The 12,469-nt window shown below is 70.0% G+C and carries 10 protein-coding genes and 1 pseudogene; 7 read left to right on the plus strand and 4 right to left on the minus strand.

Annotated elements, in window-relative coordinates; genetic code table 11:
• On the minus strand, positions 1 to 233 hold a 233-nt coding region (locus tag VJS38_RS01485), incomplete at its 3' end, for a GNAT family N-acetyltransferase (RefSeq protein ID WP_324086384.1).
• A gap of 227 nt (positions 234 to 460) precedes the next feature.
• On the minus strand, positions 461 to 1,141 hold the full coding sequence (locus tag VJS38_RS01490; protein ID WP_324086385.1) for a COQ9 family protein: 681 nt from the start codon (positions 1,139 to 1,141) through the stop codon (positions 461 to 463).
• A 204-nt stretch (positions 1,142 to 1,345) separates the two neighbouring features.
• On the opposite strand from VJS38_RS01490, the gene rpsU reads away from it, so the two are divergent.
• A complete protein-coding gene (gene rpsU / locus VJS38_RS01495) occupies positions 1,346 to 1,579 on the plus strand; it encodes a 30S ribosomal protein S21 (RefSeq protein ID WP_111275467.1) in 234 nt (77 codons plus the stop codon).
• 201 nt (positions 1,580 to 1,780) lie between these two features.
• Positions 1,781 to 3,664 carry an ATP-dependent zinc metalloprotease FtsH gene (gene ftsH / locus VJS38_RS01500; protein ID WP_324086386.1) on the plus strand — a complete coding sequence of 628 codons (1,884 nt, stop codon included), beginning with the start codon at positions 1,781 to 1,783 and terminating at the stop codon, positions 3,662 to 3,664.
• A gap of 60 nt (positions 3,665 to 3,724) precedes the next feature.
• Here ftsH and VJS38_RS01505 read toward each other — a convergent pair whose 3' ends face one another.
• Entirely contained in the window at positions 3,725 to 5,845 is a 2,121-nt protein-coding gene (locus VJS38_RS01505) for a hypothetical protein (RefSeq protein WP_324086387.1), read from the minus strand.
• Between the two features lie 192 nt (positions 5,846 to 6,037).
• Between VJS38_RS01505 and folP the strand changes: the two genes are divergently transcribed.
• From folP to VJS38_RS01520, 3 genes are all read left to right on the plus strand, one after another.
• Positions 6,038 to 6,823 carry a dihydropteroate synthase gene (folP, locus tag VJS38_RS01510; RefSeq protein ID WP_324086388.1) on the plus strand — a complete coding sequence of 262 codons (786 nt, stop codon included), beginning with the start codon at positions 6,038 to 6,040 and terminating at the stop codon, positions 6,821 to 6,823.
• A 31-nt stretch (positions 6,824 to 6,854) separates the two neighbouring features.
• Positions 6,855 to 7,667 carry a bifunctional hydroxymethylpyrimidine kinase/phosphomethylpyrimidine kinase gene (gene thiD / locus VJS38_RS01515; RefSeq protein WP_324086389.1) on the plus strand — a complete coding sequence of 271 codons (813 nt, stop codon included), beginning with the start codon at positions 6,855 to 6,857 and terminating at the stop codon, positions 7,665 to 7,667.
• 181 nt (positions 7,668 to 7,848) lie between these two features.
• Positions 7,849 to 8,661, plus strand: coding sequence for a PhzF family phenazine biosynthesis protein (locus VJS38_RS01520; protein WP_324086390.1), 813 nt, complete (start codon positions 7,849 to 7,851; stop codon positions 8,659 to 8,661).
• A 124-nt stretch (positions 8,662 to 8,785) separates the two neighbouring features.
• On the opposite strand, the gene VJS38_RS01525 is transcribed toward VJS38_RS01520, so the two are convergent.
• Positions 8,786 to 10,681 (minus strand): ATP-binding protein, encoded by a 1,896-nt coding sequence (locus VJS38_RS01525; protein WP_324086391.1) that lies wholly within the window; start codon positions 10,679 to 10,681, stop codon positions 8,786 to 8,788.
• A gap of 256 nt (positions 10,682 to 10,937) precedes the next feature.
• Here VJS38_RS01525 and VJS38_RS01530 point away from each other — a divergent pair, with 256 nt between their 5' ends.
• On the plus strand, positions 10,938 to 12,125 hold the full coding sequence (locus VJS38_RS01530) for a phosphoserine transaminase (protein ID WP_324086392.1): 1,188 nt from the start codon (positions 10,938 to 10,940) through the stop codon (positions 12,123 to 12,125).
• Positions 12,126 to 12,226: 101 nt separating this feature from the next.
• Positions 12,227 to 12,469: pseudogene (locus VJS38_RS01535) on the plus strand (phosphoglycerate dehydrogenase); the annotation flags it as partial.

Below are 12,469 nucleotides of genomic sequence, written 5' to 3' on the forward strand. Positions count from 1 at the left end.
CGTTCAATTTGATCCTTCGGTCGGATGCTCCAATGCCAAGCCCTGCCTGCTTCGACCGCGGGTAATACCACATACTGAACGTAGCTCGCCGCGCCGTCGTCCGGATAGGGCCAGGGAACCACCGCATCCATCCAGCGCACGATCTCCCACTTCGGAAACGCAAGTTGGATCGCAGGCGCATCGTCGATTGAAAGCGGCAGCAGTCGCAAGCGATCGGTTTCGAGCGGTTCCATACCTGGAGCTTACCGGCTCTCAAGAGGTCGGCAACGGGTCGTAAGCGCCGGTCGGCAAGCCTCCCGAAAGGACCTCCCGGCCTTCCGAACGCATCGCGAGATGCGAGCCTGCCGCCATGAGATTTGAGCCCCTCCGCCCCGCGAGCGCGGGCTGATCGGAACAGCTGAAGACCCACCCTCCGCCCCGGCGGCGAAAGCCGGGATGAGCGGGGGAGTTGCGGGTCGGATCAAAGACCGGGCGTGGTGGTTTCACCGGGCTCGCCGCGGCCGTAGCGCATCCGCCCGAGCGCCGCGGCGGCCTTGTGCATCAGCGCCTGCGGATCGACGCCAGCCTTCGCCTTCCACCTCTCGAAGCGCATGACGTCGTCGATTCGACGGGCGGCGAAGCGCAGGGCCTGGCCGCGGCCGGCGCCCAGGCGGATGGCGACCGCGCCGGTCAGGATGCCGGCCAAGAGGGCGCGCTTGGAATAGTGGTTCTCGTCGGCGGCGACATCGCCGGCCCAGCGCCAGAGCACGTCGGCGCTCTCCCAGGCCAGTTGGCCGCCGAGCGCCAGGTTCTGCGGCAGCGCCAGCCAGCCGCACCAGCGCCGCGCGGCGGACTCGTCGTCGCCCACGGCGTCGATGCGCGCCTCCACCGCCTTCGAAATCCGTTCGCGGATCTTCAAATTCTCGGGATCGACCGGCTGCAGCATCAGGAGCGCACGGGCGTCGTGGCGGCGCGAGAGCAGGGCCGCAAGGTCGGCGGGCCCGCGCGGCAGCAGGAGCTCGGTCTCGCCGTCCGAGAAACCCGCCGCCCGTCCGGCTAGGCCGGCCATGCGCGCGGTCCAGCCTTCGAGCGGGGCGAGGCGGATCGCCTGGTCCAGCACCTGCTGCTCGGCGTTGCGGATCCAGTCGGCGGTTTCGGTCATGCCGACTATCCTAGCTTAGTCGGATCACGCCGTCGCGGCGTGGACATCGCAATCCCCATCTGCTATTGCGCCCGGCTCCACCCGGAGGCTTCCCGCCTGCGGGTCCTTTACTTTTGTCGAAACCTATTTGTTCGCTCGCCGCCGCCCCTGAAAAAGAGGGACGAGGGGGCCGGGCGGTCCAAGCGCGCAACAGGAGAGATAGCCCTGGTTCAGATTTTCGTCCGCGACAACAACGTCGACCAAGCCCTCAAGGCGCTGAAGAAGAAGATGCAGCGCGAAGGCTCGTTCCGCGAGATGAAGCGTCACGTGCACTACGAGAAGCCGTCCGAGAAGCGCGCCCGCCAGAAGGCGGAAGCCGTGCGCCGGGCGCGCAAGCTCGCCCGCAAGCGCGCCCAGCGCGAAGGCCTGATCGCGGCGCCGAAGAAGCCCAGCCGCTAAGGCCGCGCTGGCCTGACCGGATCAGCACCCATGTAGTAAGGGCCGCGCCGCAAGGCGCGGCCTTTTCTGTTTCCATGGTCAAGGCGCGATCTTCCGTCGCGCGGCAGACCGGCTTCCTGGTAGAACCCAGGTCAGCGTCCTATCTGTTCCTTTACTGTCAGGGCCGCACTGTCCGGCTCGAACTTCCGAACGGTCCAATCGATGAACCTGCGCAATCTCGTCATCTGGGGCGTCGTCGTCGTCGTCCTGATCGGCCTCTACAGTATGATGACTGGAGGCGGTCACGCGGCCGGCGCCAGCGAGATCACCTACTCGCAGCTGCTGTCCAAGGTGAACGCCGGCGAGGTGAAGCAGGCGGTGATCCGCGGCTCCGCCGTCGAGGTGAAGGACGCCTCCAGCCGCACCTTCACCGCGGTCACGCCGAACAACCAGGACGACCTGGTCAAGCGCCTGGAAGGCCAAGGCGCCGACATCTCCGTCAAGCCCGCGGGCGGCTTCACCCTGGTGGGCTTCATCCTCAACAGCCTGCCGATCCTGCTCTTGATCGGGGTCTGGATCTTCTTCATGCGGCAGATGCAGGGCGGCGCGCGCGGGGCCATGGGCTTCGGCAAGTCGAAGGCCCGGATGCTGACCGAGAACAAGAACCGCGTGACCTTCGACGACGTCGCCGGCGTCGACGAGGCCAAGGAAGAGCTGACAGAGATCGTCGACTTCCTGAAGGACCCGCAGAAGTTCCAGCGCCTGGGCGGCAAGATCCCCAAGGGCGCGCTGATGGTGGGCCCGCCCGGCACCGGCAAGACCCTCTTGGGCCGCGCGGTCGCGGGCGAGGCGGGCGTGCCGTTCTTCTACATCTCCGGCTCGGACTTCGTGGAAATGTTCGTCGGCGTCGGCGCCAGCCGCGTGCGCGACATGTTCGAGCAGGCCAAGAAGAACGCCCCCTGCATCATCTTCATCGACGAGATCGACGCTGTCGGCCGCCACCGCGGCGCGGGGCTCGGCGGCGGCAACGACGAGCGCGAGCAGACGCTGAACCAGCTGCTGGTCGAGATGGACGGCTTCGACCCGAACGAGGCGATCATCGTCATCGCCTCGACCAACCGGCCGGACGTGCTGGACCCGGCGCTGCTGCGCCCGGGCCGCTTCGACCGCCAGGTCGTGGTGCCGAACCCCGACATCAACGGCCGCGAGCGGATCCTGCGCGTGCACATGAAGAACGTGCCGCTGGCCGCCGACGTCGACGTCAAGGTGATCGCCCGCGGCACGCCTGGCTTCTCCGGCGCGGACCTCGCCAACCTGGTCAACGAGGCCGCCCTGATGGCCGCGCGGAAGAACCGCCGCATGGTCACCCAGCGCGACTTCGAGGACGCCAAGGACAAGGTCATGATGGGCGCCGAGCGCAAGTCCATGGTCATGACCGAGGACGAGAAGAAGCTCACCGCCTACCACGAGGGCGGCCACGCCCTGGTGGCGCTGTCGGTGCCGGCCACCGACCCGGTGCACAAGGCGACCATCATCCCGCGCGGCCGGGCGCTCGGCATGGTCATGCAGCTGCCGGAACGCGACAAGTTCTCGATGAGCTACGAGCAGATGACCTCGCGCCTGGCGATCCTGTTCGGCGGCCGCGTCGCCGAGGAGCTGATCTTCGGCAAGGAGAAGGTGACCTCCGGCGCCTCCTCCGACATCGGCCAGGCGACCAAGCTCGCCCGCGCCATGGTCACCAAGTGGGGCTTCTCCGACCTGCTGGGAGCCGTCGAGTATGGCGAGAACCAGGAGGAGGTGTTCCTCGGCCACTCCGTCGCGCGCAACCAGAACGTCTCGGAAGAGACCGCCAAGCTGATCGACCAGGAGGTCAAGCGCCTGGTCAAGGCCGGCGAGGAGGAGGCCCGGCGCATCCTCACCGAGAAGATGGAGGAGCTGCACACCCTGGCCAAGGCGCTGCTCGAGTACGAGACCCTGACCGGCGACGAGATCGTCAATGCACTGAAGGGCGTGCCCCCGGTGCGTGACGAGCCCGAGGCGAAGCGCCCGGCGACCCCGGCGGTCTCGGTGCCGCTCTCGCCCCGGCCCGATCCCGAGCCGGCGTGAGGCCCAAGCGCCTGACCAGATCGAGGCGGTCGCCGAAAGGGGCCGCCTTTTTCGTGTCCGTTATCTCGGCGGAAGGGCGGCTATGACCTGGGCGAGGGCCGCCTTGTTCGAGGCCTGGCAGTTGCTGGCGTCGCGGATGATCTTCTTGGCGTCCTCGGAGAGCACCCAGTCCATCGGCGCCTTGCGCGGCGAGGGCTTCGCTCCGTCGCAGACGTTCGACAGCCGGATCAGGAAATAGTCCGGGCCGAGCTCCCGCGCCAGATTGATGGCGACGGGGGTGGCTCTGCCATCGCGGCTGGAGGCGAGGCCCGCGAGCGGGCCCAGGAGGTCACTGAGGAAGTAGTCCGTGGGGGACGTGACCAGGGCGTGCCAGTCGGGCGCCCGCCCAGCGCGGTAGAACGCGGGCGACGTCGGACTGATGTCGCTGTCGTTGTTGAGTTCGATCACGATCGGGCGGATCGGCTGGTTCGTCGCCTTCGCCCGCAGCAGGGCCGCATGGACGATGTCGGCCGCGGTGGTCAGGCCGCTGTTCTCGAAGTAGCCGCCGTCGAGGACACGCCCGTTGGGCCGTCCCTGCTGGTCCAGCAGGACGCCGCCAGGGCTGATGACCGGGAACCTGGCGCCGTTGTGGATCGCCGAGGAGACGGCCAGGTCTCGCGCCTGGGTCGCGGCGTAGAAATCCACGGCGTCCGGGAACTCGGTGGAATCGACGATCACCCGCGAGGTGACGACGCGCCGGCCGTCTTCCTGTCGCTCGCCATTGATGAACAACAGCGGCACGCGACGCGACGGACCGCTCCACAGGGCCTGCAGCGGCTCGCTCCACAGCCGCGGCCGGCGGCAGGCGACGTGGCGGCAGTGGTCGGTCCAGCCCTCCTCGAACGCCTTCTCCAGCGCCTCGGCGCGGTCGGGCAGGGCCAGCACAGCGCCATCTCCGAGCGGAACCGTCGGCAGGAAGCGTTGCGCCAGGTCGGGAAACAGCAGGCCCGCAAGCGCCGGGCTCAGGAAGTCGCCGCCGGCGGTCTCGCGCACCGCCGCGCCGAAACGGCCGCCGGCCGTGGGATTGTCATGCAGCTGCGAGACGAAGGCGGCGGCGCCGACGGACCCGCCGGAGACGGAGCTGATCGCAAACAGGCTCTGCGCGAAGCGTCCGCCGGACGCGTCCTGCAGGTCGCCGAGCACGGTCGCAGCCCAGTAGCCGGCGCGCGAGGCCCCGCCTGCGGCCGCCACGACGATCATGGGCTTCGGATCACCGGGCGGGCCGGGCGCTGCGCTCCACCAGGCGTCGAAGGCCTGCGGGAAGGTGGGGCGGCCGCCCGCCTGGGGGCCGCGGTCCCAGCCGCCGCCGAAGGCGCGCCGACCGGCCGCGTGATTGTCGCCGATCCATTCTCCGGCCCAGCTCCACAGGACCGCCATGACGATCAGGAACCCCATGACGGGCAGCCGCCAGCGCCGGCCCCGGTGGATCACCCAGGCCAGGACCGGGATGATCAGCCCCACGCCCATGTAGAGGACGCCGATCGCCCCGAGGGTCTGGGCCAGCCGCACGGGCGCGAGGCTGATCCACAGCATCATCGCCCCGGCGAGGGCGAGGCTGGCGCGGACGTAGAGCGTCGCGATCCGTTCGCGACGCGCCCGGGAGAAGGCCGGCGCGCGTCGCTCGATCCGCGCCTCGATGGACTTGCGCGCCGCGAGAAGGCCGGCGAAGCCGACGCCCAGGGCCGCCATCAGGGCGGCGACGGCCCCGAGCTTTTCCCCGCTGCGCATCACGGCGGCGGCCGCGAAGGCGAAGGGCAGTGCGCCGAGCAGGCGCGGAAACCACGCCAGCAGCCACCTCGGGCGCCAGTCGTCTCGGGGGCCACAGGCGTCCTCGACCATCCGCCGGGACCAGAACCAGGCGGCGCCGCCAAGCAGCAGGCTGGTGAAGACGAGCATGAGCCTCTTCACCCAGGGGGCGCGCCAGCCGCGGCCGTCCTCGAGCAGGCTGTGGGCGAGGTCGGCGCCTTGTTGAGTGCCGAGCAACAGAAAGCCCACCATCGCCATGAGCAGGACGATCAGCGGCACGGCGCCGAGGTTGGAGACGGCCTCGACCACGTCCAGCCAGCCGCGCTGAAGGGCGTTGAGCTTGGCGTCCGACGGGTCCCGCGGACAGGCGGGAGGCTTCTCTGCCCGGTGCCTCACGTCACCCCCCGCGCTCCGCCGATCGGAAAACGACGTTATGGCCGATCGCCTGCAACTTCCAGTGGGCGACCTTGAATGCGAGGGCGGCGATCCTCGCCGAGGGCGGGCGCATGGTTTAATCCGGTCGCAACGCCGCGTTCGGAGCCGAAATTGCCCGCAAACCCAGAGAGATTCGCGCGCCCGGTTCAGGTGATGGGCGTGGTCAACGCCACGCCGGACAGCTTCTCCGACGGCGGACGGACCACCGAAGCCGCCGTCGAGCACGCGCGCCGGCTGTTGGCCGACGGTGCTGACATCCTCGACGTCGGCGGCGAGTCGACCCGGCCGGGCGCCGCGCCCGTCCCCGCGGACGAGGAGATCGCCCGGGTCGTTCCGGTGATCCGGGCGATCCGCGCCGACAGCGCCGTCCCGATCTCCATCGACACCATGAAGCCCGAGGTCGCCCGTGCGGCCGTCGCCGCCGGGGCCACCATGTGGAACGACGTCGCCGCGCTCGGCCACGCGCCGGACAGCTTGGCCACCGCAGCCGAGCTCGGCTGCGAGGTGGTGCTGATGCACATGAAGGGCGAGCCGCGGACGATGCAGGCCGCGCCCGCCTACGAGGATGTGGTGGCCGAGGTGGCCGAGTTCCTCGCCGAGCGGGCGGCGACGGCCATGGCCGCGGGCGTGGCGCGCGAGCGCATCTGGCTCGATCCCGGCGTGGGCTTCGGCAAGCACGCGATCCGCCACAACCTGCCGCTGATCGCCGGCCTCGCGCGGATCGTGGACCTCGGCTTCCCCGTGCTGCTGGGCGTCAGCCGCAAGCGCTTCATCGCCGAGCTCGACCGCGAAGCGCCGCCCGACCAGCGGCTGGGCGGATCGATCGCCGCGGCGCTCGCCGGCGTCGCGGCCGGCGCGGCGGCGGTGCGCGTCCACGACGTGCGCGAGACGGTCCAGGCGCTGCGGGTCTGGGAGGCGGTCGCCGCGGCGCGGGACTGACAACCGCCGACCCGCGCGCTATTCCCCCGCCATGTCCACCAAGCCCCAAGGCCGCGTCCTGATCCTCGCCGGCTCGGATTCCGGCGGCGGCGCAGGCGTGCAGGCGGACATCAAGACCGTGACCGCGCTCGGCGGCTACGCCGCCACGGCCATCACCGCCATCACCGTGCAGAACACCCTGGGCGTCAGCGGCGTGCACCCGATCCCGCCTGAAGTCGTCGAGGCCCAGGCCGCCGCGGTGCTGGACGACATCGGCGCCGACGCGCTGAAGACCGGCATGCTGGGCGACCTCGCCATGGTCGAGGCGGTCGCCCGCGTGCTGGACCGGGCGGCCGGCGTGCCTGCGGTGATCGATCCGGTGATCACCGCCAAGGGCGGGACGGCTCTCCTCGCCGACCAGGCGGTGGCGGCGGTGCGCTCGGCCCTGGTCCCCCGCGCGGCCCTGCTCACCCCCAATGCGCCGGAGGCGGAGGCGCTGACCGGCCTTTCCGTCCAGACCACCGACGACCTGCGCCGCGCCGGCGAGGCGCTGCTGAAGGCCGGCGCCGCCGCGGTGCTGATGAAGGGCGGCCACGTCCCCGGCCAGCGCGTCGCCGACGTGCTGATGACCCCGGCCGGCGAGACGCTGTTCGAGGGCGAGCGGCTGGCGACCCGCCACACCCACGGCACCGGCTGCACCCTGGCCTCGGCCTGCGCCACGGGCCTGGCCCAGGGCCTGCCGCTGGTCGAAGCCGTGGCCCGCGCCTGGGACTACGTCCACCAGGCGATGCTGCACGCCCCAGGCTTCGGTCAGGGCCACGGGCCGCTCGACCACGGCTGGCCGCTGAGATCTTCCCTTCCTTAATGAGGAGGGACAGCGCGCCTTCAGGCGCGCAGGGTGGGGCAGTGTGGATCAAGCTACAAGCTCGGCGTTTAGCCCATACTCCCCCACCCCTGACCGCTTCACGCTCATCCCCTCCCCATTAAGGGAAATTGAACACCCGCCCGCCCCTCCCCATCTGCAAGCTCCGCAACAGGAGCACGTCATGCGCCAGTGGACCGTCGACGCCTTCGCCGCCCAGCCGTTCCGCGGCAATCCGGCCTGCGTCGTGGAGCCGCTCGACGCCTGGCCGGAGGCTTCGTGGATGCAGGCCCTGGCGGCGGAGAACAACCAGGCCGAGACCGCCTTCCTGCTGCGCACCAGCGATCCGGCGCGGTTCGGCCTGCGCTGGTTCACGCCGGCGATCGAGCCGCCACTGTGCGGCCATGCGACGCTGGCGGCGGGCCACGTCCTGTTCGCCGAGCTCGGCCTCGAAGCCGAACGGATCACCTTCGACACCCTGTCCGGCGCGCTCACCGTGGCGCGTGGCGAAGGCGGCTACGAGATGGACTTCCCGGCCAAGCCGCCCGCGCGGATTGCGCCGCCGCCGGGCCTTGCCGAGGCGCTCGGCGCCGAGCCGCTGGAAGTGTGGGCGGCCAACTATCTGGTCGTGTTGCTGGCGGACGAGGCCGCTGTTCGTGGTCTGAAGCCCGATCTCGCGGCCCTTCACGAGATCGCCAGACCCGCCGAACTTGGGCGGGGCAACGTCGGCGTGGCGGCGCTCGCCGAGCCGGGGCGCGGCTACGACGTCGTCGACCGCTTCTTCGCCCCCGGCTCGGGCATTCCGGAGGATCCGACCACCGGCTCCTTGCACTGCATCCTGGCGCCGCTGTTCGCCGACAAGCTCGGCCGCCCGCAGGCAGCGTTCCACCAGGCTTACCCGGGCCGCGGCGGGGACCTCGTCTGCGAGGCGCGGGGCGAGCGGGTCGCCCTGCGCGGCCAGGCGGTGACGGTGGTCGAAAGCCGGCTTCGGCTCTGACACCCCTTCCCTCCCCATAAAAGGGAATTCTAAGCTACCGGCGCCGGTCGTAGCCGTCGCCGCGGCGTACGGCCCACTCGATGTCTGAGGCGCCGGTTGTCCGCGGTTCAGCTTGATAAAGGCGTCAGGCGGCGGCGACGGAGGCGGCGTCGCCGCCGGTGGCGGCGGCGTTGAGCGCGGCGCTGATCGCCTCGTAGAGCTTGGCGATCTCGATCGGCTTGGCGACGTGGCCGTCCATGCCGGCGGCCATGTATTCTTCGATCTGGTGGGTCAGCGCATTGGCGGTGAGCGCGATGATCGGCGTGCGCGCCCGGCCTCGCTCCTGCTCAGCCTCGCGGATCGCGCGGGCCGCGGCGATGCCGTCCATCACCGGCATCTGGATGTCCATCAGGATCAGGTCGTAGGTGAACGCCCCCCAGGCCTCCACTGCCTGCTTGCCGTCGGCGACGATGTCGATGTCGATGCCGAGCGATTCCATGACCGCGGCCAGCACCTGCTGGTTGGTGGCGTTGTCCTCGGCGGCCAGCAGGCGCAGGCCGTCCTGTTCGGCGCGCACGGCGTCGGCGGGCTCGGCCTCGGCGCCCTCGCAGCGCTGCAGCGGCAGCTCGACGATGAAGGTCGAGCCGTGGCCCTCGCGGCTCTCGACGTTGATCGAGCCGCCCATCATCTGGGTCAGCTCGCGGCAGATGGCCAGGCCCAGGCCCGTGCCGCCGAACCGGCGGGTGGCGGAGTTGTCGGCCTGGGTGAACTTCTCGAACAGCACCGGCAGCTTCTCCGGCGCGATGCCGACGCCGCTGTCGCGCACCGTCAGGCGCAGCGCCCCGCTGGCCGGGGCGATGTCCAGCTTGGCGGCGACCTCGCCCTGGGGCGTGAACTTGACGGCGTTGGAGAGCAGGTTGCCGACGATCTGGCGCAGCCGGTCGGGGTCGCCTTCCCACCAGCCGGCGGCGGCGGGTTCGACCTCGACCTGGAAGTCCAGGCCCTTGCCCCGGGCCATGACGCCGAAGCTCTCGACCACCGAGCCGATGGTCGGCTCCAGCTCGAACGGCTCGCTGATCAGGGTGAGCTTGCCGGCTTCGATCTTCGACAGGTCGAGGACGTCGTTGAGCACCGCCAGCAAGAGGCCGCCGGACTGGCGGATGATCTGCAGGCGATCGCGCTGGACCGGCTCGAGCTCGCCCATGGCCATCACCTCGGCCATGGCCAGCACGCCGTTCAGCGGGGTGCGGATCTCGTGGCTCATGTTGGCCAGGAACTGGGTCTTCAGCACGTTGGCGGCGTTGGCTGCGTCGCGCGCCTGCTCCAGCTCGCGCATGGCGCGCTTCAGATCCTCCTCGCGCTCGGCGAGCTTGGCGATCAGGTGGTTGAAGCTGGCGGTGAGGCTGCGGAACAGCTCGTCCTGGGCGGCCACCTCGACCGGCTGGAACTCGCCGCCCTCGGCGACGGCGTTCATCGCCTGGGACAGCTTCTGCACCGGCGCGATCACCCGGTGCGCCAGGCTGCGGGACAGGAACAGCGCCACGCCCACGCCGCTGAACAGCAGCATGAAGGTCAGCGCCAGGAACTTCGGCAGCAGGGGCGCGACCCCTGGCACCACCGCCGTCATCGCCAGCTCGCCGATCCGGCGGCCGTCGACCACGATCGGCCGGCGGATGATCTCCAGGCGCTCCTTGGGATCGGGGGCCGCCTGGCGCACGTACTGGCTCTGCACCCGGCCGCGAGGGTCGATCAGTCTGACGGCGACCACGTCCGGCGCGGTGGCCAGCGCATCGCCCATCGCGCCGTTCAGCTTGACCCATTCGCCGGCCGCGAACGGGCGGGCGGCCGCGGTGGCGGTGAAGCCGGCCAGGGAGTCGTGGTGGCGATGAGCCTCGGCGCGGGCCACCGCCCACTGCTGCATGAGGAAGACCGCGCACGCGGCGGCCAGCACGACGACGGTCGTGATCAGTCCGACGCCCGCCACACGCGCGTGGAAGGTGACCACTGAAGCGCCGCCATCCTGGCTCTTGGCTCTACTCATGTCTCTTCTGGCGCCGATCCGGAGTTCGTCTTTACCTTCGCATTCCCTAACGCTTCGCTTCCGACGTGCACTTCCCGACACAAGCACTTGCACCCGCACGATTAATTCATGCGAGAGCAGTATATTCCATACAATTTTAGGTTACATCATCATGCCGCGGCGCAAATAAGACTTGCATTGCAGCGCAAACCCGGGCTTTTGCGCCCTGGGCCACGCCCTCCCAACGGGGCGCAGCCCATCTGTAAGGATGGGAGACATCACTATGACGACCGCCAAGCCGGCCATGCGTCCGGCGCGCCCTGAATTTTCGTCCGGTCCGTGCGCCAAGCGCCCCGGATGGTCCCCGGAAAACCTGGCCAACGCAGTGCTTGGGCGGTCCCACCGTTCGAAGCTCGGCAAGGCGCGTCTGAAGGACGCCATCGACCGCACCCGCGCGGTGCTCGAGGTTCCCGACGACTATTTGATCGGCATCGTCCCCGGCTCCGACACCGGCGCCGTCGAGATGGCGATGTGGTCGATGCTGGGCCCCAAGCCCGTGCAGCTGCTGGCCTTCGAATCCTTCGGCAAGGACTGGGTGACCGACGTCACCAAGCAGCTGAAGATCCCGGCCGAAGTGCTCGACGCTCCGTACGGCCAGCTGCCGGACCTGACCAAGGTGCGCAAGGACGCCGACCTGGTCTTCACCTGGAACGGCACCACGTCCGGCGTGCGCGTGCCCAACGCCGACTTCATCGCCGACGACCGCGAGGGCGTGGTGATCTGCGACGCCACCAGCGCCGCCTTCGCCCAGCCGCTCGAGTGGAAGAAGCTCGATATGGTCACCTTCTCCTGGCAGAAGGCGCTGGGCGGCGAAGGCGGCCACGGGGTGCTGATCCTGTCGCCGCGCGCGGTCGCCCGGCTGGAGAGCTACACGCCGGCCTGGCCGATGCCGAAGCTCTTCCGCATGACGAAAAAGGTCGAAGGGGGGGGCGGCAAGCTGAGCGCCGACATCTTCGAAGGCGCGACGATCAACACGCCGTCCATGCTCTGCGTGGAGGACTACATCGACGCGCTGAAGTGGGCGTCGCAGATCGGCGGCCTCGCCGAGATGCAGCGCCGCGCCGACGCCAACCTGGCGGTGCTGGACGCCTGGGTGGAAAAGACCCCCTGGGTGGCGTTCCTGGCCGCGGACAAGGCGATCCGCTCCAACACCTCGGTGTGCCTGAAGGTGGTCGACCCGCGGGTCACGGGCCTGGACGAAGCCGCGCAGGCGGACTTCGCCAAGAAGCTCGCCGGCCTCTTGGAAAAGGAAGGCGCGGCCCTCGACGCCGCCGGCTACCGCGACGCCCCTCCGGGCCTGCGGATCTGGTGCGGCGCCACCGTCGACTCCTCCGACCTGGAGGCGCTGACGCCGTGGCTCGACTGGGCCTTCCAGACCGTCGTCTCCGAGCTCGCCGCGGCCTGAGCCGCGCCTGAGCCCGACCTCGTACCGTACTGAACTCGCCCAATCGAATTGGGCGGCGTCCCTGAGCCAAGGGGCGCCGCCTCTCCTGAAGGAGACCTCGCATGCCTCGCGTGCTGATCGCTGACGAACTGTCGCCTGCCGCCGTCGCCATCTTCCGGGAGCGCGGCGTCGACGCCGACGTGCGCACCGGCCTGAAGAAGGAACAGCTGCTCGAGATCATCCACCAGTACGACGGCCTGGCCGTCCGCTCGGCCACCAAGGCCGACAAGGACGTCATCGCCGCGGCCAAGAACCTGAAGGTCGTCGGCCGCGCCGGCATCGGCGTCGACAACATCGACATCCCC

It is taken from the genome of Phenylobacterium sp., assembly GCF_035276905.1.
Lineage (GTDB): Bacteria > Pseudomonadota > Alphaproteobacteria > Caulobacterales > Caulobacteraceae > Phenylobacterium.

What these genes read in the sequence shown, in the direction of transcription:
- VJS38_RS01525 (WP_324086391.1), bottom strand. Translation starts at nt 10,681, where the DNA reads ATGAGTAGAGCCAAGAGCCAGGATGGCGGCGCTTCAGTGGTCACCTTC.
- folP (WP_324086388.1), top strand. Translation starts at nt 6,038, where the DNA reads ATGGGCGTGGTCAACGCCACGCCGGACAGCTTCTCCGACGGCGGACGG.
- ftsH (WP_324086386.1), top strand. Translation starts at nt 1,781, where the DNA reads ATGAACCTGCGCAATCTCGTCATCTGGGGCGTCGTCGTCGTCGTCCTG.
- VJS38_RS01490 (WP_324086385.1), bottom strand. Translation starts at nt 1,141, where the DNA reads ATGACCGAAACCGCCGACTGGATCCGCAACGCCGAGCAGCAGGTGCTG.
- thiD (WP_324086389.1), top strand. Translation starts at nt 6,855, where the DNA reads ATGTCCACCAAGCCCCAAGGCCGCGTCCTGATCCTCGCCGGCTCGGAT.
- VJS38_RS01520 (WP_324086390.1), top strand. Translation starts at nt 7,849, where the DNA reads ATGCGCCAGTGGACCGTCGACGCCTTCGCCGCCCAGCCGTTCCGCGGC.